We start from the raw sequence: 25,542 nt of genomic DNA, 5'->3' as shown, positions 1-25,542 counted from the left end.
CCTTGTCGAGGTCCAGGGCGTAGACGATGTTCGGGAAGGGCGTGTGCACGTACATCATGTTGCCGACGACGAGAGGAGAACCCTCGTGGCCGCGAAGAACGCCCGTCGAGAACGTCCAGGCAACCTGAAGCTGCTTCACGTTGCTGGCGTTGATCTGGTCGAGCTTCGAATAGCGCGTGTTGGCGTAGTCAACCGTCTGAAGCACCTGCTGGGCCGGATCGGCCGAGCGCTTCAGGACGTCGTCATTGGCGAAGGCGGGGGCCGAAGCCACCAGACCAGCGCCGAGTGCGAGAAGATGGACCGCTCTCATGCATTCCTCCGACAAGTCTTTAACACGCCTGGAGAGCAGTTCGACTGCACCCGTTTGTGCGACCTGTTGTTTGCGACAGGGATAGATCACTTCGATAGGGTCTCGTAAGCAGTCGTTCCTGCGAAGCCTTTCACGGAAACAACCACTTCCTCTCCCGGTCGCCGCTACCCCTTTGCGGCGCCCCTCGGAACCGAAGCTTGAATGAACTCTAAGAAAAATCGCGGCGGCGTCAACTCGATTGAGCAAGCTTGAGCTCAGGTCGCATCAAGTCCTGGTGAAGGAATGTCTTCACCTCCGCTGGCCTTTCGCGTATGCACATAGAAATGCTGCACCGCAAAATTCGATATCGACAAGACAAAAGCATTTAGAAGACGAAGACGTTTCTTATGCGATTCACGCATACGAACGCTCTGGCATGCCAGAAACCAGACATTGAGCGAGTTTTGTTCGGAAGAACGGTCGCGACGTCCGGCATGCAGGAAAATCGACGCCGAGCGAAACTGCAGAATAATGCATTTTCGTCTCAGGAGTGCAGGCCTTCATCGTCCGCGATGACGCATCGATTGGGCGCTATTGGATCAAGCGCTGCGTTGTCTCGCCGCATGACAGCGTAGTCGCTACGGACCGGCCGAGATCTGTGAGCCCATGTGCATAATGTCGCGCCGGCGATATCCTGCCCGTCTTCCGTCGCGGAGACGGGCCTTCAGGCGGCGATGACGCCCGGAAAACGATTCGCGAGGCTTCTTCGTGTCGCTTCCGCCCAAGCCCTGTCACGCCCGCTTCGGGGACGATCGAGGGTGATCGCGGCGAGCAGGCTCGCCGGTCGCGCGGAGACGAGAAGGAGCCGATCCGCGATCTCGATCGCCTCGGCGACGTTGTGCGTGACCATGAGGACGCCCATCCCCTCCCGGCCCACGGCCTCCACCACGATTTCCCGAAGGGACGCGGCGGCCGTGTCGTCGAGGGAGACGAAGGGCTCGTCGAGCACGAGGATGCGAGGGCGGAGGGCGAGAGCGCGGGCCAGGGCCACGCGCCGCGCCATGCCCAGGGAGAGCTTGCCCGGATAGCGCCCGCGCCAGGGCGTCAGGCCGAGGGACTCGAACAGGGCGTCGAGATCGCGACCGCGCTCGGGGCGCGGCAATCCGAGGCGGACGTTCTGCTCGACCGTGCGCCAGGGAAGAAGGCGGGGCTCCTGGAAGACCATGGCGATCCCGGCCTCGCGCGTGTCCGGGGTCACCGCTCCCTCATAGGCGGCATCGAGCCCCAGCAGGATGCGCAGGGTGGTGGTCTTGCCGGCGCCCGAAGGGCCGATGAGGCAGGCGATCTCCGAGCGGCGGACGGCGAAGGAGAGGTCGCGCACCGCCTCCACCGGCTCAGGCCCGCCGGCTCCGTAGACCTTGCTGCGGATGGAGACGGACAGGGCGTCGGTCATCTCAGCGCCAGCGTCGGACATGGGCTTCGAGGCGCTGGAGGATCAGGATGTCGATGGCGATCATCACGCTCATGAAGACGACGCTGTAGCCGATGATGGCCGCCACGTTCAGACTCTGGACGAAGTAGAAGTTGATGGCGAACCCGACCCCGTTCGGACGCCCGAGCAGCTCGATCACCAGCACGATCTTCCAGGCCAGCGAGAGACCGGACCGGGCCGCGGCCACCACGAAGGGCTGGAGTTGGGGCACCAGCACATGGGCGATCCAGGTGCGTCGATCGAAGCGATAGGTCCGGGCCATCTCCTCCAGACCCGGATCGAGGCCGCGCGCGCCCTCGCGCACGATCACCGCCACGTTGGGCAGCTTGTTGAGCACCACCGCCAGCACCGCGGCCCCTTCGTTGAGGCCGACCCAGATGTAGGCGAGGACGGTGATGACGAGGGCAGGCGTGTTGAGCAGGATGAGAAGCGGCGTGTCGAGGGCGAGGTTCAGGCCCTTCAGCCGCCCCAGCGCGATGCCGAGCAGGACGCCGAGCCCCATGGCGATGAGGAAGGACACGCCCACCCGCGTGAGGGTGATGCCGACATTGCGCCAGAGGTCGCCGCTGGCGGATTCGCTCACGATGAAGTCGAGGATCGCCAACGGCGCCGGCAGGAGCCGCGATCCCGCCAGGCTCGCCGACATCTGCCAGGCTGCCAGCAGCAGCAGGACGGAGACGAGCCGGGTCGCCAATCCCATGGCGTTGGAGCCGGGCCGGATCACCGGTCGCCGTATCGATCGGAGAAAACGGTGAGGCTCAACCGTTTCCGGCCCCGTCGAAATAGAGGCCGGCGGGCAGGGTCGCCCCGCCCCCCACCAGGCGCTCACCGCCGAGCCTGGCCAGGACGCTGAACAGGCGCTCGCCGTCGCTGCGCTCCGTGGCGATGGCCCGGCGTGGGATGCCGGCGAGGAAATCGCGCTTCAGGGCCTCGAAAGTGGGCTCGTCCTCGGCCGACATCAGCGGCCGCACCACCTCCCACGTGGACGGGTCGTTGGCGAGCATGTCCTTGGCGGTCCGCGAGGCGCGGACGAAGCCGGCGATCACCTCGGACTTGCCGGAGACCGTGGCGCCCTCGAACAGGTAACCGATGAGGGCGATGGAGCCGGTGGCACCGAACGCGCGCATGATGTCGTCCGATCCGATGAGGCGCGTGAAGCCCTTCGGCTCGAGGCGGGCGCAATAGGTCCAGTAGAGCAGGGCGGCGTCGAGTTCGCCCTGTTCCAGTTTCAGCGCCAGGAGCGGCGGCGCGCCGTAGGCGATCTGGGCCTGCGATTCGAGGTCGATCCCGGCGGCATCCTTGGCCTGGGCCTTGAGCAGGAGCCAGTTCTTGTCGAGGGGTCCGCCAGCGATGCCGAGGCGCTTGCCGGCCAGATCCTTGAGGCCGGCGATGGCGCTGCCGGGCCGCACCATCAACGAACCCTCGGTGGTGGAGTAGGGCACGAAGCGTATCGCCCTGCCCTCGTTGCTGAGCCGGCCGGCCCAGATCAGGTCGCCGACGATGGTGTCGACCTGGCCGCCGAGGAAGGCGATGCGGGCCGCGTCGTTGCCGGCGAGCTTGACCACGTCGAGGGTGAAGCCGTTGGCGGCGTCGAGACCGCGCGCCTTGATGACGGCCATCTCCCAGGACACGGTGCCGAAGGGCAGGCTGCCGACGCGCACGGTCGCCGGTGCGGCCGCGGCCGTGCCGGCCAGGGTGCCGGCCATGGGCCAGAACGCCGCCGTCGCGAGCAATCCGCGCCGTGACAGCATGAGCATCGTCTCCCTGGGGATCGAGTTCTGGCCGGTTCCGATCCCATGGAAGGGGCCGCTAGCCTGTTATTCTTATTTAATAGGGTCTCGCATCACCGCCGTCCACCGATGCGGCTCGCGGTCCCGCGGTCTAGATCCGGACTTTCGACGACGACGCGTCGGACCGGGCGCGGCGCCAACCTGCGAGATCACGTGATCTTGCTCGAAACCGGCGCACGAGGCAGGGTCCGGTGTCGCGGACACATTGTCCCTCGTCACGACGACGCTGACCATCGAACAGGAGTACAGGCCATGGCCGGATCGCGCGAAGACGTCATCGACGACGCCACCATCGCGGAGCGTCTGGCCGCCGAGCTGCCGGCCTGGACCTACGAGGACGGATGGATCCGGCGGACCTACAAGACGGCGAGCTGGAAGAGCACGCTCATGGTCATCAACACGGTGGGCCATCTCGCCGAGGCCGCCTGGCACCACCCGGACCTCACCGCCTCCTATGCCTGGGTCGAGGTGCGGCTGATGAACCACGCGGCCAAGGGCATCACCGACAAGGACTTTGCCCTGGCCAGGAAGATCGAGGAGGTCGTGGGCTGGCAGCCGGGCACGGAAGGGCAGGGCCTGGAGGGCACGCCCACCGACGCGCGCTTCGCCTATATCAAGTACGACAAGTAGGGCTCATTGCGGCTCCTTCACGCGGCGGCATTCCGTCTTCAGATAGGCGGTCTTGCCGATCTCCTCGCTGAGATCGGTACGGGAGATGATCTCTTGCCAGCCGTTGGTGCAGCCGAGCTCGTTCGAAACCCGCACCTTTCGCACCTCGCTCGCCTTGTCGTCCGAGCAGGATTCGACCGGGATCGCATTGGCACAGACGAGCACGACGGCGATGAAGGTGTTCATGATGGCTCCGATCCGGGTGGGGGCAGCGCCCCTCCCCGCCCCTACGTAGGGCGGAGGGAATCGGTTTCTCGGGACGTGCCGCATCGGTCCCGACCGGACCGATAGGCCCTTAGATGAACCTATGGAGCCCGCGCCGTGGCGAAGCGCGGGATCATGGTGCCTCGATCATCGATTGCCGACTCACCACGGCGGGGACCATGATCGCTTTCCCCTCGGAGGAGGCATCCCGTGGCGACCATCAGGCTTCCACTTTCCGGCAATGTGACCCAGGCGATCTGGTCGGCGTTTCTCAGTCCGTTCAACAACCAGGTCGGTCTGATCAACATCAGCGTCGGCCGCTCCAGCGCGCCGGAGGTGGAAGAGCAGGTGCTGACCGAGGTGGCGAGCTATGGAAGGCAACTCGGCCGCATCGGCGATGCGCTCACGGTGCTGGTGCGCCACTTTCATCCCACCGAGCCGCTGACCAAGGACGAGGAGAAGGCCCTGACCGCTCTGCGCGCGATGCTCGACGAGATCGCCGACGTGAAGGAGCAGCATCAGCGGAAGGGATTGCGGGCGTAGGGCATTCCCGCCTCACCGATGCCCACCACCTCGTCCCGCTGCTGCCGGAGGCTCGCCGCCAGAGATCCCCTACCCCACCTCCACGATCCGCTCGGCCGAATACGTCCCGCCTTCCACCGGATTGGCGATCCAGCGGGTGCGGCCGATGTGCAGATCGTGGCCGGCGTGGAAATGGCCGGAGACCCAGAGGTCGGGGCGATTCCCTTCGGGCAGATCGTCGAGGGCGGTGGTGGCGTAGAAGGCCGGCACCCACCAGGGCACGCCGGGCGTGGTCCGGAATGCGTCGGCCGCGAGCGGGCTCGCCGGATGGTGGGTGATCACCACCGTTGGGCCGGGATGCGGCACGGCGAGGGCGGCGGCGAGTTCGGCCTTCTGCGCCAGATGCGCCGCCATGGCATCGGCCGGCGACCAGACCGAGCCGTCGCCCTTGCGGATCGAGCCGCGGAACTCGCGCGAGCCCGTCACCGGATCGGTCATCCGCGCGGCGGCATAGGCGACGGGATCGGCCGGACGGTCGGGCACGGTTGCGTCGAGCCAGCGGCCGGCGAGTGACCAGTCGCTCCACAGGGTGGTGCCGACGAAGCGAACCCCACCCAGGACGATGCTGCTGCCGTGGTCGAGGAGGTGGACCGGACCGCCCTCCCCCGCGTCGTTGATCCGGGCCACCTCCGCTTCGAGGGCGGCGATCAGCTCGGGCGCGGTGCGCGAATCGCCGGTCGGCGCATAATGCTCGTGGTTGCCCGGCACGAGGACGATGGGCCGTCCCTGCGCGATCTCGCGGAGCGCCGCGAGGCCGGTTTCGGGCCGGCCCTCGTAGAGGTCGCCGGGGCAGACCAGCACGTCGAACGGCGCGTCCGGCCGCGCGATCGTTTCCGGACGCCGGCGCTCGAGATGCAGGTCGGAGATCGGGAACAGGCGCATGGGAGACCTCTTTGGGCTTGGACCCGGTCCGATCCGGTGCATGGGCGCTGGTGCGCGATTGCGCTGGCGCTCCGCGAAGCAGGACGAGGTCCGGGCGACGGCATCATGCCTCGGGATGGGCCGCGCGCCACTCGGCGCGGGCGGCCTTGAGGATGTCCACCGCCGAATCGGCGTTGAGCACGGCGATTCCGGCCGCGACCACGAGATCGGGCCAGGGCGAGAGCGTCAGCGCCGTGACGAGGCCGGCGCCGATGATCGCGAGGTTGGCGTAGGCGTCGTTACGGGCCGAGAGATAGGCCGCCCGCGTCAGGCTTCCCCCACCCTCGCGGTGGCGGGCCAGCATCACGGCGCAGGTGAGGTTCACGGCGAGCGCCCCGAGGCCGGCGAGCGTCAGCGGCAGGGGAGCCGGGGGCGCCATGTCCGACACCTTCTCCCAGGCGGCATAGGCGGTGGCGAAGGCCGGCAGGAGCAGGATGAACGCCAGCACCATGCCGAGTCGGGCGCGGTTGCGCAGGCTCCAGCCGATCCCTGCGAAGATCAGCAGGTTGAGGGCCGCGTCCTCCAGGAAATCGAGGCTGTCTGCGATGAGCGCGAGGGAGCCGATCGCGACGGCCACCGTGATCTCGACGGCGAAATAGGCGAGGTTCAGCCCCGCCACCCGGAGGACGACGGGACGCAGGGAGGTCGGAATTGTCGGGGCGGATGCGGCGGTCATCGGCTCTCAGGATCGGCTCGAGGACAGGTCTTCGCCTCTTGGACCGGGTGCGCCACGCCTGTCGAGCGCCGATTTTTCGATCTCCGTGCGCTGGATTTGCAGCACCGCTTGTGCGACGCGACACGTCGGATGCGGGACCATGCCGCGCGAGCACGACGTGAGACGGGGGAGACCGACCGATGATGCCAGAATTGCGCGTCCTGTATTTCGAGGATCTCGAGGTCGGGCTGTCCGAGACCTTGAACAAGGAAATTTCCTCCTCCGACGTGGTGGGCTTTGCCGAGATCACCGGTGACCGCAACCCGATCCACCTCTCCGAGCATTTCGCCGCACGCACGCCCTTCGGCACCCGTATCGCGCACGGCCTCTACACCGCCGGACTGATCTCGGCTGTGCTCGGCACCCGCCTGCCCGGCCCCGGCGCCATCTACATCAGCCAGACCCTGAACTTCCGCGCACCGGTGCGCATCGGCGATACCGTGCAGGTGACGGTGGAAGTGGCCGAACTCGTGCCCGAGCGTCGCCGCGCGCGCCTCAAATGCACCTGCTCGGTGGCCGGCGAAGTGGTGCTCGACGGCGAAGCCCTGGTGAAGGTGCCCACCAAGGAAGAGGCCGATCCCCTGGCCATCCGCATGGGCGGACGGCCGGCGGGGGCTTGAGCCGCACATCCTCGCCCCCCCCTTTCCCCATCTAGGGGAAAGGGGGGCCCTCGCGTGAGTGAGGGGAGCGAGTCATCGGGCGAGGTCTCTCCACCGGGCTCGGCTTGGCAGGCCCCTCTATCGTAGAGGGGGAGGATCGTTCGCTCACCGCACGAAGTCCATGTCCACGATCCCCATCGACGACCCCGCCGATCCACGCATCGCCGCCTATGCCGCCATGCGCGAGCGCGACATCGTCGGACGCGAGGGTCGGTTCATCGTCGAGGGGGAGGTGACACTGAGGGTTCTGCTCTCGGGTGCCGCCCGGTTCACGCCCGAATCGCTACTGCTGAGCCATGAGCGCGCGGCCCCGCTCTCCGATGTCCTTGCCGCCCTGCCGGGATCGGTGCCGGTCTACACCGCCTCGAAAGCGGTGATGAGCGCCATCGCAGGCTTCCCGATCCATCGCGGCGTCATGGCGGTGGGACTGCGCGGTGCGGAGATTCCCCTCGCCCTTCCCCCCGCACCGGCCCCCGTCCTGGTGGTCGGCCTCGTCGGGTTGACCAACCACGACAATGTCGGCGGCCTGTTCCGCAATGCCGCCGCGTTCGGGGCCGACGGCGTGATCCTCGACCGCGCCACCTGCGACCCGCTCTATCGCAAGGCGATCCGAGTCTCGGCCGGCGCGGCGCTGATCGTGCCCTTCGTGCGGCTGGAGGCAGAGGCCATGCTGCACTTCGCCGAGGCCAACGACCTCGTTCCTCTGGCCTTCAGCCCGCGTGGAGAGCACGTGCTCGCCGACTTGGAGGCTCCATCGCGCGCGATGCTGCTTCTCGGCTCCGAAGGCCCGGGTCTGTCACCGGACATGATGGCGCGCGCCCGCACCGTACGGATCCCGATGGCGTCCGGATTCGACTCGCTCAACGTGGCCACCGCCGGCGCATTGGCCCTCCATCATCTGGCGATGCGGGCACGCGACAATCCGCACCCATTGTCCCGTCCCTGAAGCCGGTCGAGATTAGACGGCAAGCTAGGCCGGTGCGAGCGAACTCCCGGGCGCGGGGCTTTGAGCTTGGAACGAATATCGATACGCCTTCGTGCGAGGGGATTCCCCTCGACGAGGGCCTGTCGCCGAAGGAGTTGAAGGCGTTGCTTCAGTCACGGGATGGCATGCGGACCCTGTCCGGACGCCGCGTCATCGTCGTCGGCGCCGGTCCTGGAGGATTGGCGACGGCGCTCCTGCTCGCGCGTGCCGGCGTCCACGTCACCCTGATCGAGAAGGACCCGGCCGTGGGAGGCCGGACCAAGACGGTGGAGGCGCCGGGCGGCTACCGGTTCGACATCGGCCCGACCTTCTTCCTCTATCCACAGATTCTCGCGGACATCTTCGAGACCTGCGGTGAGCGGCTCGAGGACCACGTCAAGCTGGAACGGCTCGATCCGCAATACCATCTCGTCTTCGAGGGAGGTGGTGAGATCCAGGCCACCAACGACATGGACAGGCTGGAGGCCGAGGTCGCCCGCATCGCACCGGACGACGCCAAGAACGTCCGAAAATTCTTCGCCGACAACCGGGTGAAGCTGAAGTTCTTCAAGCCGGTTCTGGAACAGGCCTTCCACACCCTGCGCGCCATGGCCTCGCCGGCCATGCTCACGGCCCTGCCCTATCTCCATCCCGGCCGCAGCGTCGACAAGGACCTGCAGCGCTACTTCAAGGACCCGCGGGTTCGCCTCGCCTTCGCGTTCCAGACCAAATATCTCGGCATGTCGCCGTTCCGGTGCCCGAGCCTGTTCACCATCCTGTCGTTTCTCGAATACGAGCACGGGGTCTACCACCCGGTCGGCGGCTGCGGCGCGGTATCGGAGGCGATGGCCGGCCTGGCCCGCCGCATGGGCGTGGACATCCGGCTCGACACGGCGGTCGACCGGGTGATCTTCGAGGGAAAGAAGGCGACGGGCGTGGTCTGCGGGGCCGAGACCCTGAAGGCCGACGCCGTGGTGATCAACGGCGATTTCGCCAAGGTCATCAAAGATCTGGTGCCGCAGACGCACCGTCCGCGCTGGCGCGACGCCAAGATCGACAAGGCGCGGCTCTCGTGCTCGACCTTCATGATGTATCTCGGAATCGAGGGGAAGGTGCCGGCGAGCCTCGGCCACCACACCATCTTCCTGTCGGAGGAATACGCCCGCAACATCCGCGAGATCACCGAGGGCACCCTGCCGATGCAGCCCTCGCTCTACGTCCAGCACGCGGGCTACACCGATGGCGGCATGGCGCCGGCCGGCCATACCAGCCTCTACGTCCTCGTTCCGGTGCCCAACCTGAAATCCGGGATCGACTGGCCCGCCACCCGCGAGAGCTACCGGCGCCTCGTCCTCGACCGGCTGAAGCTGCTGGGCCTCACCGACATCGAGGACCGCATCCGCTACGAACGTATCGTCGACCCGACGCAGTGGCGGGACGATTTCTTCGTGCACGAGGGTGCCACCTTCAACCTCGCCCATGACCTGATGCAGATGCTGTATTTCCGCCCGCACAACCGCTTCGGTCCGGGGCTCTACCTCGTCGGCGGCGGTACCCATCCGGGTTCCGGCCTTCCGGTGATCTACGAGGGGGCGCGCATCACCGCCCGCCTTCTCATCGAGGAACTCTCCGCCGGGCGCGTGGGCGCGGAGGCTGCCGGCATCCCCACCACCCAGCCGCTCGCCACCTCGGGCGAGACCTCGTGACTCACCCCATCGCGAAAGGCCTCGCGCTGATCCTCGGCATCGCCTGCAGCCCTGCCTGCGCCGCCACCGTCGAGGTCGTGGTGGAGGGGATCGAGCCGGGAGCCGGCACGGTCTACGTCGCCCTGTGCCAGGACGGCCTGTCGGAGGCCGAGTGCCGCAGCGGCCAGGATGTCGCGGCGGACGGCCGGAGCCAGCGGGTGGTCCTCACCGGGATCGCACCCGGCATCTACGCGGTCGCCGCCTACCAGGACCTCAACGGCAACCGCCGCCTCGACCGCACCGGTCTCGGCCTGCCCCTCGAACCCTATGGCTTCTCCGGCGAGACGACGCGCACCCGGCCGGATTTCGCGCGCGCGCGGTTCACCCTGCGCGAGCCCGGGATCGCCCTGCGGGTGCGCCTCGTCCGCGCCCTGCCGCCCCGCTGAACCGGCCAGTCATGAGTCCGGAACAGGAGCCCCTGGTCGCGATCCGGGGCGCCGTCCTCGCCTATCGCGGCCATTGCGTCCTGCGCGGCGTCGATTGCCGGATCGAGGCGGGCGAGACCCTGGCGCTGCTCGGGCCCAACGGCGCCGGCAAGAGCTCGCTGATGCGCCTCGTGGCCGGACGGCTGCCACCAGGGAGCGGCACCGTGCGGATCGCCGGTGCCGACCCGTTCCGCGAGCGGGAGGCCCGGCGCGCCATCGGCTGGGTGCCGCAGGAGATCGCCCTCTATCCGCGCCTCACCGTGGCCGAGAACCTGTCGGTCTTCGCCCAGCTGTCCGGGATCGGCCGCAGCGAACGCAAGGCGGCCGTCGCCACCGCCCTGGAACTCGCCGATCTCGGTGAGGTGGCGCGCCGCCCCGTGGGACATCTGTCGGGCGGCTACCAGCGCCGGGCCAACATCGCCGCGAGCCTGATGGCGCGGCCGCGCCTCGTCCTCCTCGACGAGCCGACCCAAGGCGTGGACCTGCACGCCCGCGCGGCGATCCATGCAGTGCTCGCGCGCCTTCGGGCGCAAGGCGCCGCCATTCTCATCGCCACCCACGATTTCGCCGAGGCCGAACGCCTCGCCGATCGGGTCGCCATCCTGGCGGACGGCCGGCTCGTCCACGAAGGCCGGCTCGCGATCCTGCTGGAACGCATCCGCGCGGAGGTTCCCGAACACGAGGTGGCACTCGCGAGCCCCGCCGATCCTGCCGCCGAGGCGGCCTTGCGCCGGGCGGGGTTCGTCCCCGTCGATACCGGGCTGACCTGGCGGGCCAGCCATCGGGCAGGTCTCGACGGGACCGCCCTCCTCGGCACCCTCCGGACGGAGGGCGTACCGGTGGCCGAGATCCGCATCCGCACGCCCGGTCTGGAGGCGATCTATCGCGAGGCCCTGGACCGCGCCGAGCCGGATCGGCCCGTCCAACTCCGTCGGACGGGGAACGAGACATGATCGCCGCCGCCTTCCGGGTGATGCTGATCAGCCTCCGGCGCGACCGCGCCGCCCTGGTCATGGCCTTCGTCCTGCCGACCGTGATCTTCATGATCTTCGCCGCGATCTTCTCGGGCGCCATCGGCGACCGCATCCGCATCCATCTCGGTCTCGTCGACCTCGCCCGTACCGAGACCACCGGGCGGCTGATGAATGCCCTGGAGGCCGACCCGTCCCTGCGCATCGAGCGCCTGAACGCGACCGATCTCGCCGAGGCGACGAGCGCAGTCCGGCGCGGTGAGGTCGACGCCGCCCTGGTCCTGCGCGGCGATCTCGACGCACCGGCGACGGGAGCTCCGCCGGAGGCCGCCCAGCCGGTGGTGCTGATCGAGAACCCGGCCCGCGCGCTCGCCACCCCGATCGCGCTCGGCCAGTTGCAGCGCGTCCTCAACGAGTCGCTGCCCGACGTGGTGCTCGCCCGGATCGTCGCCGACGTGGAGCGCTCGGGCAAGATCGGGCCGGACGAGCGCGCCTTCCTCAACCAGGCCTTCGCCGAGCAGCGCGCCCGCAAGGAGCCGTTCTCCTTCGCCTCGCTCGTGGAGCGCAGGAGCACGGCTTCGGGTCGCACCAACGAGCGGGTGAGCTACTATGCCGGCGCCATCACCGCCGTGTTCCTGCTGTTCGCCGCCATGCAGGGGGCGATGTCCCTGGTGGAGGAGCGGCAATCGGGCCTCGCCGACCGGCTCATGGCCGGGCCCGGGGGGCTGGCCGTCGTGGTGCTGGGCAAGTTCCTGTTCCTGGTGATCCAGGGGATGGTCCAGGCCGGATTGATCTTCGCTGCCGCCGCCCTGGTCTACGGGGTCGAGATCGGCCCGCACTGGCCGGCCTGGATCGTCACCTCGCTCCTCGTCTCGGCCATGGCGGCGGGGCTGGCGCTCGCCGCCTGTGCCGCGGCCAACACCCGCCAGCAGGCGCATCTCGCCTCCACTTTCGGCGTGCTCCTGCTCTCTGCGGTGGGCGGCAGCATGGTCCCGCGCTTCCTGATGCCGCCCTGGCTGCAGCAGGCCGGCTGGCTCACCCCCAACGCCTGGGCCATCGAGGCCTACCAGAATGCGCTCGGCGAAGGCTGGTCGGCGGCACTGCCGTCCTGGGGCGTGATGATCACCGTGGCGGCGCTGGGACTCGTCGCGGCGGTGGGGCTGGTGTCGCGGCGGGTGGTGTAATGCCGGCACCGCCCTGAGGAGGCGAAATCGGCATAAAAGTGGTGTATCTTACCCTTCAGCGGCCGGAATTTAGGCCTGAAGCAGGACTTTTGCGGATGCTCCACCGCCTGGAGATCGAGAACTTCTCCTCGATCCGCGATCCGCAGATCATCGATCTGAGGACGAGCGGCCATGCGTCGAACGACGGGAACCATCTCGCGCCGATCCACAGCAGCGCGAAGGAACTGGCTCCGAAGGTCGTGGCCATCTTCGGGGCCAATGCTTCGGGAAAATCCAATGTGCTGAAGGCGCTGTCCTTCGTGAGCTGGTTTGTCAGGGACAGCTTCTCGGCACCGCGTGGCACACGGATGCCCTTCGATCGGTTCAACGACTTAGCCATGCTGGAAGCACCATCTCGTTTGGCGATCCATCTGAGCGGCCTTGAGGATATATCACAGGCCGAAGACCCAAATGCACTTCAATGCACATATATCTATGAAGTGATTCTCGGCGGAAGTGGTTCTGCGTCAGTCCTGAAAGAGATTTTATCGTACAGTCCGTCTCATGCCAGCCGTAGACTCAAGCTGTTTGAGCGTGACTCCAAGGGGACCGTCACAGCCGCTCGGGCTTTCGGGCTCGCAGGATTTAGGCAAGCCCTTCACAAGGTGCTCCGTCCCGATGCAAGTGTGATCGCAACGCTAGCACAACTCGACCATCCCTATTCAAAATCGATCTGGGAATCTGCAAATAGGGTAACGAAGAATATTCTTTTTGAAAGAATAGATTCACCAGACGATCTTGTCACACGACATTACGCCGAGAGGCCGGAACTCATTGATGCCTTAAATGGAGAAATCGAAAGAATAGATCTCGGAATTGACTCGATGCACATCCAGTCAAACCAAAATGGACCGTTGGCTGCCATGTTTACTCATCAGGGTCTCGCCTACTCGATGCCAATGGTATACGAAAGTCACGGTACACGTCAGTTTATAAAACTCTACCCTTCTCTATTTAGTGCTCTTGAGGTGGGCGGGATCGCCATCATTGACGAGCTCGACTCAGCCATCCATCCCCTGATCCTTCCGGAAATCCTGAGGTGGTTCCGCGATCCGGTACGAAATCCACGAAATGCCCAGCTCTGGATGACCTGCCACAACGCCTCACTGCTCGAAGACCTCAGCAAGGAGGAGGTCCTATTTTGCGAGAAGGACGGACAGGGCCGCACCCAGGTCTACGGCCTCAGCGATATCCAGGCGCTCCGGCGCGGCGACAATTACTATCGGAAGTACCTCGGCGGGGCCTTCGGCGCGGTGCCGCAGATCGGATGAGGCAGCGCCGTCCCGCGATCCCGCAACGCCGCCGCATCTTCCTCGGATGCGAAGGAGAGAGCGAGCAGAGCTACGGCGTCCTGCTCGGACGGCTGATCGAGGCGCGGCATCGGCGCATCCACATCGACGCCGTGCTTCTGCAGCCCGGCGCAGGCGATCCCCTCGGCCTCGTCGAGCGGGCCATCCGCCAGATCCGTGATCGCACCATGCGGACGGGTGCCTATGCCGGAGGAGCCATCCTTCTCGACAGCGACAAGCGAGGGCTCGTGCCCGAACGTGATGCGAAGGCCGCAACTCTTTGCGCTCAGCACCGGCTTCACCTGATTTGGCAGGAGCCCTGCCACGAAGCCTTTCTGCTCCGTCATCTGGTACGATGCGAAACGCTGAGGCCGGCGGGGACTCATCAGTCCCTGGACGAACTCCGCCGCCGTTGGCCGGATTATCGAAAGGGCCTCGCGGCGACCCGGCTCGCCCTAACGCTAGACGAGGCCTGCGTCCTGCGCGCAGCCTCTGTCGAGGCGGCCCTCAACGCCTTCCTCGAAACCATCGAGTTTGGGCGTGATTGAAGAGGCATCATCGCTTCGGCGCGACCGGTTAGCGCGTTGACCATCGGCCGATCCGGTCTAGCTTAGTTCGAGAGGACGCGGCGTTATCCGCGTCCGGGGAGTGATGAGAACATGCGGGTCGGTTCGTCGGTCGCCGTCGTCGGCGCAGGGTTGGGCGGGCTGGCGGCCGCCTGCGTGAGCGCCGCGCGCGGCCACACGGTAACGCTCTACGACAAGAACGACTGGCTCGGCGGCAAGGCCGCGGTCCTGCACGAGGGCGGGTTCCGCTTCGACATGGGGCCGACCATCCTGACGGTTCCGAAGGTGCTGGAGCGGATCTTCCAAGAGGCCGGACGCGACATCCGTGACTACCTCGACCTGCGCCGCCTCGACCCGCAATGGCGCTGCTTCTTCGACGACGACACCCGGATCGACCTGATGGCCGACGTGCCTGCCATGGCCGCCGACATGGAGCGCTTCGCGCCCAATACCGGGGCCGGCGAAGGCTACAAGAAGTTCCTCGAAATCTCCGAGCACCTTCACGGCGTCTCCGACCGGTTCTTCTTCTGGAAGCCGGTGGAGGACCTGTTCGACACGATCAACATCCGCGCCAACATGAATCCCGGGACGCTGCGCGACGTGCTGTCGCTGCGCATGGGCTCCTCGGTGGCCGGCACCATCCGCTCGAAAGTGAAGGATGCGCGCCTCGCACAGATGCTCGACCATTTCGTGCAATATGTCGGCTCGTCCCCCTACGGCGCGCCGGCCGTGCTCTGCGCCATCGCCCACATGCAGACGGCCGAAGGCGTCTGGTATCCGATGGGCGGCACCCGCGCCGTGGCCGAGGCGCTGACGAAGCTCGCGGGCGAACTCGGCGCCACCCTGCGGCCGGGCAACGAGGTCACGGGGCTCGCCATCGAGAACGGCACGGTCAAGGGCGTGAAGACGGCCGCCGGCATCACTCCGTTCGATGCCGTCATCTCCAACATGGATTCGGTTCGGACCTACCGCGAGCTCGTCGGCGGCGAGGTCGGCAAGGCCTACGAGAAGAAGAGCTTCGAGCCGGCCTGTTCGGGCGTGGTGCTCTATCTCGGTCTTAACAAGCGCTACGACCACCTCAACCACCACGATTTCGTCTTCTCCCGCGATCCCGAGGAGGAGTTCGACTACATCTACCGCAAGGGTGAGCCGGCCCCCGATCCGACGGCCTACCTCGCCGCGCCCTCCTCCACCGATCCGTCGGTGGCGCCGGAGGGTGGCGAGGCGCTCTACGTCCTCGTCCACACGCCGTATCTGCGGCCGCACCACGACTGGTCGACGATGTTTCCGGCCTACCGTCAGGTCATCCTCGACAAGCTCAAGCGCACCGGCCACATGCCCGACCTGGAAGAGCGCATCGTCGTCGAACGCCACCTCACGCCGCAGGACATCCACGAGCGCTACAAGGTGCTCAACGGTGCGATCTACGGCCTCGCCTCGCACGGCAAGTTCATGGGTGCGTTCAAGCCCGGCAACCGCTCGCGGCAGGTGCGCGGCCTCTATCTCGCGGGCGGCGCGGCCCATCCCGGCCCCGGTATGCCGATGGTGATGATGTCGGGCTGGATCGCCGCCGACGCGCACGATTCCGACGCGCAGGGCGGGGACACCCGCGGCGAGGTGCGGCAGAGCGCGTGAGCCCGCCGGCTCGCCCCACGCCGCGCCATTCGCCCCCGATCTGGCGGTTCATGGTCTGGTATTTCGACCGGTTCCTGCGCCGCCACCTGAACGCACTCCGGCTCGCCCGCTGGGGCGTGCCGGAAATCGGCGACCATTCCGGTCCCATCGTCGTCGTGCTCAACCATCCGGCCTGGTGGGATGCGGCCGTAGTCATCCTGCTCGCCGGCCGCCTGTTCCCGGACAGGACCAGCCACGCCCCGTTCGACGCGAAGGCGCTCGAGAAATACGCGATCTTCGCGCGGATCGGCGCATTTCCGGTTGACCTCGACTCCGGTCGCGGCGCGGCGCAGTTCCTCAAACATTCACGTGCCGTCCTCGGCGCGCCCGGACAGGTGCTCTGGATCACGGCGCAGGGGCGTTTCGTCGACGTCCGCGCCCGGCCGCTGGGCCTGCGCGGCGGTGTCGCGAGACTGCCCGAGATCGCCCCCGATGCCCTGTTCGTGCCGCTGGCCCTGGACTACGCCTTCTGGGAGGAGCGCGGCGCGGAAGCCTTCGCCGCCTTCGGCACACCGGTGCGGGGAGGCGAGCTTCTCGCCCTGCCCCGGCCGGAGCGCCTCGCGCGGATGGAGGCCGACCTGACCGAGACCCTGGACCGGCTCTGTGCCGACGTCGTCGCCCGCGAGCCCGAGCGGTTCACGACGCTGACCTCCGGCGGAAAGGGCGTCGGCGGCATCTACGACGGCTGGCGCCGGATGCGGGCCGTACTGGCCGGGCGTCGTTTCGACCCCGCCCACCATTCCGAGGAAGACCGAGCCCCGTGACCCTCGCCCTGGCGCTCGTCGCCCTCGCCTTCGCCCTCCTGCCCGCCATCCTCGCCTGCGCGAACCTCATCGCCTTGCGGACTCCCGAGCCCAGGGACGCGCAGGAGGGACTGGTCTCGATCCTGATTCCCGCCCGTGACGAGGAGGCCACCATCGCCGCGACGATCCGAGCGGCGCTGGCGAGTACCGGCATCGCCGTGGAGGTGCTGGTGGGCGACGACCATTCCACCGATGCCACGGCAGGCATCGTCCGTGCTCTGGCGGAGGCCGATCCACGGGTCCGCCTCGTCTCCGTACCCGCTTTGGCCGAGGGCTGGACGGGGAAGAACCACGCCTGCGCCGCCCTCGCCGAACGGGCGAAGGGCGAGCACCTCCTCTTCATCGACGCCGACGTCACCCTCTCGCCCGGGGCGGCGGCCGGTCTCGTCGCCCATGCCCGCTCCTCGGGAGCAGCCCTGGTGAGCGCAGTGCCGCGCCAGATCATGCGCAGCCTCGGCGAGCGGCTCACGGTACCGATGATCAACTTCCTCCTCGTCGGCTACCTGCCGGTGCCGATGATGCGCGCCTCGCTCCGCCCGGCGCTCGGCGCGGCATGCGGGCAACTCGTCCTCGTCGATCGCTCCGTCTACGTCGGGACCGGCGGTCACGGTGCCATCCGCGGGCGTCTCCATGACGGCGTGTTCCTTCCCCGCATCCTCCGCCATGCCGGTCACCGCACCGACCTCGTCGCCGGACACGGGCTCGCCACCTGCCGGATGTACCGGAGCTTCGCCGAATCCTGGGCCGGATTCTCGAAGAACGCCCACGAGGGCATGGCGACGCCCCGCGCCCTCCCCGTCTGGACCTTGCTGCTCCTCGCAGGCCATGTCCTGCCGCTGCTCCTCGTGATCGCGGCCGCCCTCGGCCTCGCCACATCCACCGCGGGGCTGGTGGCGCTCGCCGCCCTCATCGTGTCGCTCGCCACGCGTGCGGCGATCACCCTCATCACCGACGAGCCGGCCATCACCATCCTTCTCCACCCCCTCGGCGTGGCGGTGGCGCTGGCGATCCAATGGAACGTTCTGCTTGGTCCCAGGCGCGCCGGCGCGGCGGTGTGGAAGGGGCGGAGCTATCCATTGAACGGGGCATAATCCCGGGATCGTCGGGTCCGGGCCACAGATCCGGGGCCACAAGTGCCGGACGCTTCGCATTTGCGACAACGGATCCGGCGCGATCCTGAGCCATCCCCGCCACGGCACCTGCCGCTCCGGCGCGAGCGGGAACGAAGCCGGCCGAGCGTTGGTTTTTTTGAAGCAACGCTCAAAAAATCTTCATTTAATAAATTATGCAGATCGAATACTCGGAGCTGGCGGCAGGATAGTGTCCTCTCCAATGGAGATCTGATCGTATCCTGCCCATGTATTTGGAATACCAGCTTGAAGTTTCGAGCCCTCGCCCTTCCACCGGCTCGCCGTAGATTCCGGCGATCAAGACAAAACGATTTTTCTCAAATGGTCGGATGAAAAATCGTTCTGGTTCGTGTGGCGGATTGCGATGGAGTTTCGCGATTTCCTGCAGGATTACCCCAATACATGCACTATGGTGCTTGCAAGCCCGTCTGATATGCCAAATACTACATACCAGAAGGCCGTTCGCAGATCCCGTCGATGATTCGCCGCGATCGAAGAGGGACGACGCGCCGGGATGCCTTCATCGCTGAGACCTCAAGTATCCACGCCCATGATCAGGGAGAAAGCTCATGGCCACGTCCGTAACCGCGCCCCCCGCGGTGCAACCTTCAGCCAATCGGTGGCTCCAACTCATTCTCGGCGTGGCCTGTATGGTCGCGGCGGCGAACATCCAATACGCGTGGACGCTGTTCGTCCCGGAGATCCAGAAGACCTTCGGCTGGGACCGGGCCGCGATCCAGGTCGCCTTCACGATCTTCGTGGTGGTGCAGACCTGGCTGACCCCGATTGAGGGCTATTTCATCGACAAGTACGGCCCGAGCCGCGTGGTGATGTTCGGCGGTCTGATGACCGGCCTCGCCTGGGTCATCAACTCCTACGCCACGTCGCTCACGGGCTTCTATCTCGGCTCCGTGGCCGGCGGCATCGGTGTCGGCTGTGTCTATGCCACCTGCATCAACAACGCCCTGAAATGGTTCCCGGACAAGCGCGGCCTCGCGGTCGGTCTCACGGCGGGCGGCTACGGCGCGGGCTCGGCACTGACCATCATCCCGATCGCCAACATGATCGCGCAGGGCAGCTACGCCCAGGCCTTCTTCTTCTTCGGCCTGATCCAGGGCGGCATCATCATGCTGGCGTCCATCGGCCTGCGCGGTCCGGCGAAGGGCGAGGTCACCTACTCGACCAAGGTGCTGCAATCACGGCGTGATTACACCTTGCGCGAGGCGCTGCGCACGCCGGTCTTCTGGGTGATGATGCTGATGTTCACCTGCACGGTGACCGGCGGTCTGATGGCGGTGGCGCAGCTCGGCGTGATCGCCCAGGATCTCGGGGTGAAGGAGTTCAGGGTCAACCTCTACTTCTTCGCCATGGCGGCCCTGCCCTTCGCGCTGATGCTCGACCGGATCATGAACGGCATCTCGCGGCCGCTCTTCGGCTACGTGTCGGACCGGATCGGGCGCGAGAAGACGATGTTCATCGCCTTCACGATGGAAGGTCTCGGCATCGTCGCCCTGGGTTACTTCGGCTCGAACCCCTGGGCCTTCGTGATCCTGTCGGGCGTGGTGTTCCTGGCCTGGGGCGAAGTCTACTCGCTGTTCAGCGCCACGGCCGCCGACACCTTCGGCTCCAAGCATATCGGCAAGATCTACGGCGTTCTCTACTGCGCCAAGGGTTTCGCCGCCCTGTTCGTCCCGGTGGGCAACCTGATCATGCAGGCCACCGGCACCTGGGCGACGGTGCTCTACACGGTGGCGATCATGGACCTCGTGGCCGCCTTCCTGGCCCTGGCCGTCCTCCGGCCGATGCTCAAGCGCCACCACCTCGCCAACGGCGCGGCAGTGCCCGCGGGCGCCCTCGCCCACGCCTGATCGACCGCTCGCCCCGCCCGATCGCGGGGCGAGTCGGTACAGGATTCGAGGGGATCGAATCACCGGATTGCGGGCTCCTTCGAGGTTCATTCCCGCTCGTCCGGCCCGATCCCCTCGCTTCCGGGACAATTTCTCGTCGATTCCTCGTCGACACGGCCACGACGCGCCATCCTGTCCGCCCGTCCCGTGTTGCCCCGTGCTCCGTCATGTCCAACTCTGCTCGGCGATCGCCGGAGTGTCCGAGATGAACATCGCAGCCATCCTCGCCCTGCAGAGCATTCCGTTCGCGGCCCTGGTCCTCGCCACGGCCGGCACCAACCGCGATCTCTTCGCGGTGCTCTACGTGGCGGCCCTGGGCCTGACCCTGTCGGTCATCATCTTCGGCGACGGCCATCATACGCTTCCGATGATGCCGGGCATGGCCGGCGCCCATCATCGGTGACCCGCTCTCCGAAGATCTGCACCGGCGGCATGGCCGCTCTTCGGAATGTGATATACCAAATATCATGGTGCAGTGCGATACAGGCCTCGTTGCAGTCGCACGAGAGGCTCCTTCCATGATCGCTTTGTTCGTTCTCGGCCTCGCGGCCGTCGCCATCGGCCCGGCTCTGGCCCTTCTGACGGATCGCGCCGAAGCGGCGCCGCCGGTCTCGGGCACGACCTCGGCCGGCATGTTCGTCGCCATCAACGACAACGCTCGGGCGACCTACCGCCGGGCGGCCTGAACCGGGGACGCCCGATCCGCGCCCCGCCAGTCAAGTCACACCTGCAAGGCACGGCCCCGGCGGCGTTTTTCATGCGCGGCGACGCCGAGGATCAGCCGCCGGTCTCGCCGAGGATCCACGCGGCCGTGTCCTCATCCGCCCCGCAGGTGGCCAGATGCAGGATGATCGGCGTCTCGTAGGGATGGCGCTCCTTCAGCGCGGCGGCGAGCGCCCCGGCGATCCCCTCCCGCGTCTTGAACAGGGCGACGACCTCCTCGCCCCGCTCCACCGCGCCCTTCCAGGCATAGACCGAGCGCATGCCGGGCAGCACGTTGACGCAGGCGGCGAGCCGCGCGCGCACCAGTTCCTCGCCGATGGCGAGCGCCGTCTCGGCATCGGCGAAGGTGGTGTAGACGAGGAGCGGACGCTCCATGCTATGGGTCTCCTGGTCTGCGGCGCGTTCCGACCGGAATGAGGCCTGCGGCGAGGCCCGGCGTCAACACGAGCGGACGATCATCCATGGCGCGGCGCTTCCACCGGATCGCCTTCATCGCGAGCCCCACGGCCGATGCGCGGGGTGCCGCGGACACGCTGATGCGGCGCTACGACAGCGTCGCCCCGGAGGATGCCGACGTGATCGTGGCGCTCGGCGGCGACGGGCTGATGCTGCAGGCGCTCCACCGCTTCATGCTGGCGGGCACGCCGATCTACGGCATGAATCGCGGCACCGTCGGCTTCCTGATGAACGAGTACCGCGAGGACAACCTCCTCGACCGGCTGGAGAGCACCAAGCGCAGCACCATCCATCCGCTCATGATGGAGGCGGTGGACGTGGAGGGGCGCCGGCACACGGCGCGGGCCATCAACGAAGTCTACATGCTGCGCCAGACCCACCAGACCGCCAAGCTGAAGATCTCGGTGGACGGGCACGTGCGCCTGCCCGAGCTCATCGCCGACGGCGTGCTCTGCGCGACGCCGGCCGGCTCCACCGCCTACAACCTCTCGGTGGGGGGGCCGATCCTGCCCCTGAACTCGCGGCTCCTGGCGCTGACCCCGATCTCGGCCTTCCGCCCCCGGCGCTGGCACGGCGCCCTGCTGCCGGACCATGCCCGCATCCATGTGGAGGTCCTCGACGCGGCGCACCGCCCGGTGGCGGCGGTGGCCGACCATACCGAGTTCCGCCGGGTCTGCACCGTGGAGACCTGGCTCGACCTCGAGACCGACCTCACCCTCCTCCACGATCCCGGCCACAGCCTCGACGAGCGGATTCTTCGCGAACAGTTCGGCTGAAGCGGCGGCGGCATGTCTGCGAGCGCCTGCAGGAATGCGGCGCTGCGCGACGTCCCGCGCTGGGCCCCGGATCGGGTTCCGCTTCGCTCCACCCGTCCGGGGAAGGGGCGCGGAGCGATCCCCGGCCTCGCTGAACCGGCCTGTCCCTGCCGGCACCTTTTCCGGGCGCCTGGAGCGCCAGCGGAAGGCGACCCGGAACCCAGCGTGAGATGTGCCGCGTCAGCGGTTCGCGAGATAAGAAACCGAATGAGCAAGCACGTGTAATGCTCTGAAAACAAAAGCCTTTCGCTATTTCACGCGGACCGGCTGCCGGTCCTCTCACCCCACCCGCCGCGCCCGGTACGCCCCGAACGTGCTGCCCACCGAGGCCGCCATGATGCAGGCGATGGCGGCGCCCTGCAGGGGCGTGAGGCGCTCTCCGAGGATCAAGAAGCCGGCGAGCGCGCCGCAGACCGGCTCCAGGCTCAGCAGGATGCCGAAGGTCTGGCGCGGCAGGCCCCGCAGGGCCACCATCTCCAGGGAATAGGGGATCGCGCTCGACAGGATCGCCACGGCGAGCCCCGCCACGATGATCGAGGGCGAGAGCAGCGCCATGCCGGCGCCCGCAATGCCGAAGGGAAGGATCACCAGGGCGGCGACGCTCATGCCGAGGGCCACCGCTTGGCCGCCGGGCAGGTGCCCCGCCCTCTGGCCGACGAGGATGTAGAGCGCCCAGCACAGGGCGGCGCCGAGCGCACAGGCGACGCCCACGGGATCGAGCCCGGCGCTCGCCTGCTGCAGCGGCAGCAGCAGGGCGAGGCCCAGGATGGCGAGGGCCACCCAGACGAGGTCGATGGGCCGCCGCGACGCGGCCACCGCCACGGTGAGCGGTCCGACGAACTCGATGGCGATGGCGAGGCCCAGCGGGACGGTCCGCAGGGAGAGGTAGAACAGCAGGTTCATGCAGCCGAGCACGAGCCCGTAGAGCACCACCACGCCGGCATCCCGCCGGCCGAGCGTCCGGCGCCAGGGGCGCCACACGGCGAGCAGCAGCAGCGCCGCCACGGTGACGCGGTAGGCCGAGGTGCCCTCCGCCCCGATCACCGGGAACAGTTGCTTGGCGAAGGAGGTGCCGATGACGAGGGAGACGATCGACCCCACCAGAGCGGCCACGGGAGCGAGGCTGGCGAGGCGTGTCCTGGTATCGGGTGCATGCATGGCGCCCTCATAGCCGCATGAGGGCGAGGGGGCGAACCGGCTCGGTCGGTCCCGGACGGTGTCTTCGGGACCGCCGCTCGCGCCGGCCTCCGAGGCGTCGGCCTGCCTTGTTTAGGCCGCCAGACGCATCCTCGCGCGGTCCGCGCGGTAGCTGGCGATGAGGGCATCGGGGATCGTGTCCAGCACCGCATCGGCCGCGTCTGCGGCAGGCTTCCCGACGGCGATGTCCGAGAAGTCCGGCACGCGGCCGACGGCGAATTCGGGCTGGGAGACGGCGATGGGCTGCACCTCGATCGTCACCAGATCGGCGGCGGTCAGATCCATCGGCGCTTCGGTGAGCGGACGGACCCCTGCCCTCGCCGCGCGGAAGCTCGCCATGAGCCCGTCGGAGAGGGAATCGAGCACGGCCTCCACCGCCTCGACCCGCTCGACGGCGAGCACAGGAATCTCGATCGCAGGAATCTCGACGGCGAGAAGCTCGACCGACTGGATCTCGAAGGCGGCGGGCCGGGCCGGCTGGTGGGAGACGAGCATCTGCGCCACGCGCCATTCGGCATCGAGGACCTGCATCCTGGTCCGGGTCTCCTGGCGGGCCTTCTCCTCCATCGCCTTGGCGGCGATCCGGGCCTCCTCGCGGGCGGCCTCCGCCTCGTAGCGGGAGAGGAGGGCCATGACGCTCTGCGCCTCGGCGAGCGGCATGCCCTCGCAGGCGGTGAGGGCGCGCTCGATCATCCGGCGCGACAGGGTCGCGTCGCCGGGCTCGGCGCCGCGTCCGGCCTCGCGCCAGGCCGAGAGGGCGGCGGTGAAGGCGGGCAGCAGCACGGGCGGCAGCCCGGCGCGGCGGTGGAGGGCAGCGAAACCGGAGGCGGAGGCATCGTGCATCAGCCCGGCGACGCGGTCGACCTTGAGCCCGGTGAGATCGGCCAGGGCCACTTCCGCGAAGGCCATGCGGCCCGACAGGATCGCCCGCAGGATCAGGCCGGCATTGAGCTGGCCCTGCACCCGGAGATGGGCGACGAGGCGGACGAGATCCGTCGCGTCGGCGCCGGCGCTCACCTCCAGGGTGCTGCGCTCCAGGGCCTCGCGGCTCGCCCGCTCGCCGCGGGCCGGGGTGAGCCAGCCCGACGCGATGGCGAAGGCCGAGAGCGATGCCGCCACGCGGGCGGTGATGACCTGGCGCACTTCGAGGGGAAGGTCGGCCCGTGCCAGCATGGCATCGCGCAGGCCGGTATCGTCGCCGTGGCGCTCCACCATGCGCATCAGGCTGCCGGTGGTGATGCCGGCGCCGCGGTTGCGCACCAGGGCGGTCAGCGAGGCGGCGCCGCCGATCTCGGCCATGGCGCCGGCCACCGCGTGCGAGAGGCCGAGCCGGCCGGCAATGGCGGTGCGGGTGATCTCGCAGCCGATGGCGATGCCGTCGACGAGGTCGGCATCGGTGAGGACGGACGAGCGCCGCAGCACCAGGGCGGCGATGTCGGGCTGGTCGCCGGCCAGGGCCACGACCAGGGGCCTCGGCGCCGTGGCGCAGCCGGCACAGGCCTCTGCGAGGGCCCGGCGCACGGAGGGAGCCGGGTCGTCGAGGAGCGCCAGGATCGCCGAGCGGGCGTCGCGCGCGGCCTCGGCGTCGAGCCCGTCATAGAGATAGGCCCGCGTCAGCGCCCCGGCGGCCTCCGCACGGCGGTCGATGGAGGCGTCGCGGGTCCAGGACAGGAATTGGCGGATGATCATTGACCGCTCCGGGTCGTGAAGAGTGAGAGATCGAGGGGTTTGGACTCGAGAAGCTTGGCGCCGAGGATGTGGGCCGGCCGCACGGCGGCGGCGGCGAGCTCCACGGGCCGGCGCGGAGGCAGCGGCGCGTTGACGAGGGCGGCGCTCGCCGGGATCGAGACGGACTGGGCCGAGACCGACGAGACCCGGGCCGGCTCCGCCGGGGAGGCGGTGGCCGCCACCGACTCTCCCGTCCCGTCCGAGCGCGGGAAATAGGTCGGCGCGCTCCGCACGGGCTCGTGCGGGAGCGAGGACGCGGCCGGGGTGGATGGGGTGCCCCTGCCTTGCCACAGGCGGGCGACCCCCTCCGACATCGCACCCTGGCGCTTGTCGGTCTGGAACAGGGCCCGCAGGCCGCCGCCGTCGATGGCGGCATAGGCGGAGACGGTGTCGGGCGAGGAAGCCGGATCGATGGCGGCTCCCGCCAGGGCGGTGGGGGCGGGCCGGGAGGCGGATTGGCTGGTGGCGAGCAGCGCGTAGAGCTCGGCCGCGCCACGGGGCCGGCCGGTCCTGTCGTAGAACAGGCCGCGGTTGGCGGCGGCCGCCTCCGGCATGTCGAGGGCGGCGGCGCGGGCCGGGCTCGCCTGGGCGGTGTTGATCAGCGT

General features: G+C 68.1%; 26 protein-coding genes and 2 pseudogenes. 17 read left to right on the top strand and 11 right to left on the bottom strand.

What is annotated here, in order from left to right:
* The 4 genes and pseudogenes from ACFQ4G_RS20250 to ACFQ4G_RS20235 all read right to left on the bottom strand — a co-directional run.
* Nucleotides 1-310, bottom strand: a pseudogene (locus ACFQ4G_RS20250) (PQQ-dependent dehydrogenase, methanol/ethanol family); the annotation flags it as partial.
* 703 nt (nucleotides 311-1,013) lie between these two features.
* A complete protein-coding gene (locus ACFQ4G_RS20245) occupies nucleotides 1,014-1,763 on the bottom strand; it encodes an ABC transporter ATP-binding protein (RefSeq protein WP_238208204.1) in 750 nt (249 codons plus the stop codon).
* A complete protein-coding gene (locus tag ACFQ4G_RS20240; protein WP_238208507.1) occupies nucleotides 1,744-2,481 on the bottom strand; it encodes an ABC transporter permease in 738 nt (245 codons plus the stop codon). The genes ACFQ4G_RS20245 and ACFQ4G_RS20240 overlap by 20 nt, the downstream gene beginning before the upstream one ends.
* Before the next feature lie 58 nt (nucleotides 2,482-2,539).
* A complete protein-coding gene (locus ACFQ4G_RS20235; RefSeq protein WP_238208206.1) occupies nucleotides 2,540-3,532 on the bottom strand; it encodes an ABC transporter substrate-binding protein in 993 nt (330 codons plus the stop codon).
* 291 nt (nucleotides 3,533-3,823) lie between these two features.
* Between ACFQ4G_RS20235 and ACFQ4G_RS20230 the strand changes: the two genes are divergently transcribed.
* Nucleotides 3,824-4,201, top strand: a complete 378-nt coding sequence (locus tag ACFQ4G_RS20230; protein ID WP_238208208.1) for a 4a-hydroxytetrahydrobiopterin dehydratase — start codon at nucleotides 3,824-3,826, stop codon at nucleotides 4,199-4,201.
* 3 nt (nucleotides 4,202-4,204) lie between these two features.
* Here ACFQ4G_RS20230 and ACFQ4G_RS20225 read toward each other — a convergent pair whose 3' ends face one another.
* Nucleotides 4,205-4,426: a hypothetical protein gene (locus ACFQ4G_RS20225; protein ID WP_238208210.1), complete on the bottom strand. Its 222-nt coding sequence runs from the start codon at nucleotides 4,424-4,426 to the stop codon at nucleotides 4,205-4,207.
* Nucleotides 4,427-4,654: 228 nt separating this feature from the next.
* On the opposite strand from ACFQ4G_RS20225, the gene ACFQ4G_RS20220 reads away from it, so the two are divergent.
* Nucleotides 4,655-4,987, top strand: a complete 333-nt coding sequence (locus ACFQ4G_RS20220; RefSeq protein WP_238208212.1) for a hypothetical protein — start codon at nucleotides 4,655-4,657, stop codon at nucleotides 4,985-4,987.
* A gap of 69 nt (nucleotides 4,988-5,056) precedes the next feature.
* Here the strand turns inward: ACFQ4G_RS20220 and ACFQ4G_RS20215 are convergent, their stop codons facing one another.
* Entirely contained in the window at nucleotides 5,057-5,908 is an 852-nt protein-coding gene (locus ACFQ4G_RS20215) for a metallophosphoesterase (RefSeq protein ID WP_238208214.1), read from the bottom strand.
* A gap of 103 nt (nucleotides 5,909-6,011) precedes the next feature.
* A complete protein-coding gene (locus ACFQ4G_RS20210; protein ID WP_238208216.1) occupies nucleotides 6,012-6,623 on the bottom strand; it encodes a cation transporter in 612 nt (203 codons plus the stop codon).
* A 179-nt stretch (nucleotides 6,624-6,802) separates the two neighbouring features.
* Between ACFQ4G_RS20210 and croR the strand changes: the two genes are divergently transcribed.
* From croR to ACFQ4G_RS20140, 14 genes are all read left to right on the top strand, one after another.
* Entirely contained in the window at nucleotides 6,803-7,282 is a 480-nt protein-coding gene (gene croR / locus ACFQ4G_RS20205; protein ID WP_238208217.1) for a 3-hydroxybutyryl-CoA dehydratase, read from the top strand.
* A 160-nt stretch (nucleotides 7,283-7,442) separates the two neighbouring features.
* Nucleotides 7,443-8,267, top strand: coding sequence for a TrmH family RNA methyltransferase (locus ACFQ4G_RS20200; protein ID WP_238208218.1), 825 nt, complete (start codon nucleotides 7,443-7,445; stop codon nucleotides 8,265-8,267).
* Nucleotides 8,268-8,410: 143 nt separating this feature from the next.
* The gene (gene crtI / locus ACFQ4G_RS20195) at nucleotides 8,411-9,991 is read left to right on the top strand and encodes a phytoene desaturase family protein (RefSeq protein WP_238208219.1); all 1,581 of its coding nucleotides are present in this window, start codon (nucleotides 8,411-8,413) and stop codon (nucleotides 9,989-9,991) included.
* Nucleotides 9,988-10,416 (top strand): DUF2141 domain-containing protein, encoded by a 429-nt coding sequence (locus ACFQ4G_RS20190; protein WP_238208220.1) that lies wholly within the window; start codon nucleotides 9,988-9,990, stop codon nucleotides 10,414-10,416. Before crtI ends, ACFQ4G_RS20190 begins: the two co-directional genes overlap by 4 nt.
* 11 nt (nucleotides 10,417-10,427) lie before the next feature.
* Nucleotides 10,428-11,408, top strand: a complete 981-nt coding sequence (locus ACFQ4G_RS20185; protein ID WP_238208221.1) for an ABC transporter ATP-binding protein — start codon at nucleotides 10,428-10,430, stop codon at nucleotides 11,406-11,408.
* Nucleotides 11,405-12,610 carry an ABC transporter permease gene (locus ACFQ4G_RS20180; RefSeq protein ID WP_238208222.1) on the top strand — a complete coding sequence of 402 codons (1,206 nt, stop codon included), beginning with the start codon at nucleotides 11,405-11,407 and terminating at the stop codon, nucleotides 12,608-12,610. Before ACFQ4G_RS20185 ends, ACFQ4G_RS20180 begins: the two co-directional genes overlap by 4 nt.
* Nucleotides 12,611-12,705: 95 nt before the next feature.
* Entirely contained in the window at nucleotides 12,706-13,920 is a 1,215-nt protein-coding gene (locus ACFQ4G_RS20175) for an AAA family ATPase (RefSeq protein WP_238208225.1), read from the top strand.
* Entirely contained in the window at nucleotides 13,917-14,486 is a 570-nt protein-coding gene (locus tag ACFQ4G_RS20170) for an RloB domain-containing protein (RefSeq protein WP_238208226.1), read from the top strand. The genes ACFQ4G_RS20175 and ACFQ4G_RS20170 overlap by 4 nt, the downstream gene beginning before the upstream one ends.
* A gap of 111 nt (nucleotides 14,487-14,597) precedes the next feature.
* Entirely contained in the window at nucleotides 14,598-16,139 is a 1,542-nt protein-coding gene (locus tag ACFQ4G_RS20165) for a phytoene desaturase family protein (protein WP_238208228.1), read from the top strand.
* A 50-nt stretch (nucleotides 16,140-16,189) separates the two neighbouring features.
* Entirely contained in the window at nucleotides 16,190-16,942 is a 753-nt protein-coding gene (locus ACFQ4G_RS20160) for a lysophospholipid acyltransferase family protein (protein WP_238208508.1), read from the top strand.
* Nucleotides 16,939-18,072: a glycosyltransferase gene (locus ACFQ4G_RS20155; RefSeq protein WP_238208229.1), complete on the top strand. Its 1,134-nt coding sequence runs from the start codon at nucleotides 16,939-16,941 to the stop codon at nucleotides 18,070-18,072. Before ACFQ4G_RS20160 ends, ACFQ4G_RS20155 begins: the two co-directional genes overlap by 4 nt.
* A gap of 608 nt (nucleotides 18,073-18,680) precedes the next feature.
* The gene (oxlT, locus tag ACFQ4G_RS20150) at nucleotides 18,681-19,979 is read left to right on the top strand and encodes an oxalate/formate MFS antiporter (RefSeq protein ID WP_379040946.1); all 1,299 of its coding nucleotides are present in this window, start codon (nucleotides 18,681-18,683) and stop codon (nucleotides 19,977-19,979) included.
* Nucleotides 19,980-20,223: 244 nt separating this feature from the next.
* Entirely contained in the window at nucleotides 20,224-20,421 is a 198-nt protein-coding gene (locus tag ACFQ4G_RS20145; protein ID WP_238208230.1) for a hypothetical protein, read from the top strand.
* Nucleotides 20,422-20,536: 115 nt separating this feature from the next.
* On the top strand, nucleotides 20,537-20,704 hold the full coding sequence (locus tag ACFQ4G_RS20140; RefSeq protein WP_238208231.1) for a hypothetical protein: 168 nt from the start codon (nucleotides 20,537-20,539) through the stop codon (nucleotides 20,702-20,704).
* A gap of 91 nt (nucleotides 20,705-20,795) precedes the next feature.
* Here the strand turns inward: ACFQ4G_RS20140 and cutA are convergent, their stop codons facing one another.
* Entirely contained in the window at nucleotides 20,796-21,116 is a 321-nt protein-coding gene (cutA, locus tag ACFQ4G_RS20135) for a divalent-cation tolerance protein CutA (protein WP_238208232.1), read from the bottom strand.
* Between the two features lie 86 nt (nucleotides 21,117-21,202).
* On the opposite strand from cutA, the gene ACFQ4G_RS20130 reads away from it, so the two are divergent.
* Nucleotides 21,203-21,973: an NAD kinase gene (locus ACFQ4G_RS20130; RefSeq protein ID WP_238208233.1), complete on the top strand. Its 771-nt coding sequence runs from the start codon at nucleotides 21,203-21,205 to the stop codon at nucleotides 21,971-21,973.
* Nucleotides 21,974-22,291: 318 nt separating this feature from the next.
* Here ACFQ4G_RS20130 and ACFQ4G_RS20125 read toward each other — a convergent pair whose 3' ends face one another.
* From ACFQ4G_RS20125 to ACFQ4G_RS20115, 3 genes and pseudogenes are all read right to left on the bottom strand, one after another.
* Nucleotides 22,292-23,170, bottom strand: a complete 879-nt coding sequence (locus ACFQ4G_RS20125; protein ID WP_238208234.1) for an EamA family transporter — start codon at nucleotides 23,168-23,170, stop codon at nucleotides 22,292-22,294.
* A 111-nt stretch (nucleotides 23,171-23,281) separates the two neighbouring features.
* Nucleotides 23,282-24,898 (bottom strand): DUF2336 domain-containing protein, encoded by a 1,617-nt coding sequence (locus tag ACFQ4G_RS20120; protein ID WP_238208236.1) that lies wholly within the window; start codon nucleotides 24,896-24,898, stop codon nucleotides 23,282-23,284.
* Nucleotides 24,895-25,542 (bottom strand): annotated as a pseudogene (locus tag ACFQ4G_RS20115) (lytic transglycosylase domain-containing protein); the annotation flags it as partial. The pseudogene ACFQ4G_RS20115 and the gene ACFQ4G_RS20120, both read right to left, overlap by 4 nt.

The organism is Methylobacterium marchantiae, from assembly GCF_042679825.1.
GTDB classification, from domain to species: Bacteria; Pseudomonadota; Alphaproteobacteria; order Rhizobiales; family Beijerinckiaceae; genus Methylobacterium; species Methylobacterium marchantiae.
The sequence above is the reverse complement of the archived record's forward strand: the minus strand, read 5'-3'. Positions and strand labels throughout refer to the sequence as shown.

Coding starts and splice junctions, on each gene's coding strand:
- ACFQ4G_RS20245 (WP_238208204.1), bottom strand. CDS start 1,763: ATGTCCGACGCTGGCGCTGAGATGACCGACGCCCTGTCCGTCTCCATC.
- ACFQ4G_RS20210 (WP_238208216.1), bottom strand. CDS start 6,623: ATGACCGCCGCATCCGCCCCGACAATTCCGACCTCCCTGCGTCCCGTC.
- ACFQ4G_RS20215 (WP_238208214.1), bottom strand. CDS start 5,908: ATGCGCCTGTTCCCGATCTCCGACCTGCATCTCGAGCGCCGGCGTCCG.
- ACFQ4G_RS20180 (WP_238208222.1), top strand. CDS start 11,405: ATGATCGCCGCCGCCTTCCGGGTGATGCTGATCAGCCTCCGGCGCGAC.
- ACFQ4G_RS20130 (WP_238208233.1), top strand. CDS start 21,203: ATGGCGCGGCGCTTCCACCGGATCGCCTTCATCGCGAGCCCCACGGCC.
- ACFQ4G_RS20235 (WP_238208206.1), bottom strand. CDS start 3,532: ATGCTGTCACGGCGCGGATTGCTCGCGACGGCGGCGTTCTGGCCCATG.
- ACFQ4G_RS20145 (WP_238208230.1), top strand. CDS start 20,224: ATGAACATCGCAGCCATCCTCGCCCTGCAGAGCATTCCGTTCGCGGCC.
- ACFQ4G_RS20185 (WP_238208221.1), top strand. CDS start 10,428: ATGAGTCCGGAACAGGAGCCCCTGGTCGCGATCCGGGGCGCCGTCCTC.
- ACFQ4G_RS20230 (WP_238208208.1), top strand. CDS start 3,824: ATGGCCGGATCGCGCGAAGACGTCATCGACGACGCCACCATCGCGGAG.
- ACFQ4G_RS20120 (WP_238208236.1), bottom strand. CDS start 24,898: ATGATCATCCGCCAATTCCTGTCCTGGACCCGCGACGCCTCCATCGAC.
- cutA (WP_238208232.1), bottom strand. CDS start 21,116: ATGGAGCGTCCGCTCCTCGTCTACACCACCTTCGCCGATGCCGAGACG.
- ACFQ4G_RS20140 (WP_238208231.1), top strand. CDS start 20,537: ATGATCGCTTTGTTCGTTCTCGGCCTCGCGGCCGTCGCCATCGGCCCG.
- croR (WP_238208217.1), top strand. CDS start 6,803: ATGATGCCAGAATTGCGCGTCCTGTATTTCGAGGATCTCGAGGTCGGG.
- ACFQ4G_RS20240 (WP_238208507.1), bottom strand. CDS start 2,481: ATGGGATTGGCGACCCGGCTCGTCTCCGTCCTGCTGCTGCTGGCAGCC.
- ACFQ4G_RS20225 (WP_238208210.1), bottom strand. CDS start 4,426: ATGAACACCTTCATCGCCGTCGTGCTCGTCTGTGCCAATGCGATCCCG.
- ACFQ4G_RS20170 (WP_238208226.1), top strand. CDS start 13,917: ATGAGGCAGCGCCGTCCCGCGATCCCGCAACGCCGCCGCATCTTCCTC.
- ACFQ4G_RS20165 (WP_238208228.1), top strand. CDS start 14,598: ATGCGGGTCGGTTCGTCGGTCGCCGTCGTCGGCGCAGGGTTGGGCGGG.
- oxlT (WP_379040946.1), top strand. CDS start 18,681: ATGGCCACGTCCGTAACCGCGCCCCCCGCGGTGCAACCTTCAGCCAAT.
- ACFQ4G_RS20175 (WP_238208225.1), top strand. CDS start 12,706: ATGCTCCACCGCCTGGAGATCGAGAACTTCTCCTCGATCCGCGATCCG.
- ACFQ4G_RS20160 (WP_238208508.1), top strand. CDS start 16,190: ATGGTCTGGTATTTCGACCGGTTCCTGCGCCGCCACCTGAACGCACTC.
- ACFQ4G_RS20200 (WP_238208218.1), top strand. CDS start 7,443: ATGTCCACGATCCCCATCGACGACCCCGCCGATCCACGCATCGCCGCC.
- ACFQ4G_RS20125 (WP_238208234.1), bottom strand. CDS start 23,170: ATGCATGCACCCGATACCAGGACACGCCTCGCCAGCCTCGCTCCCGTG.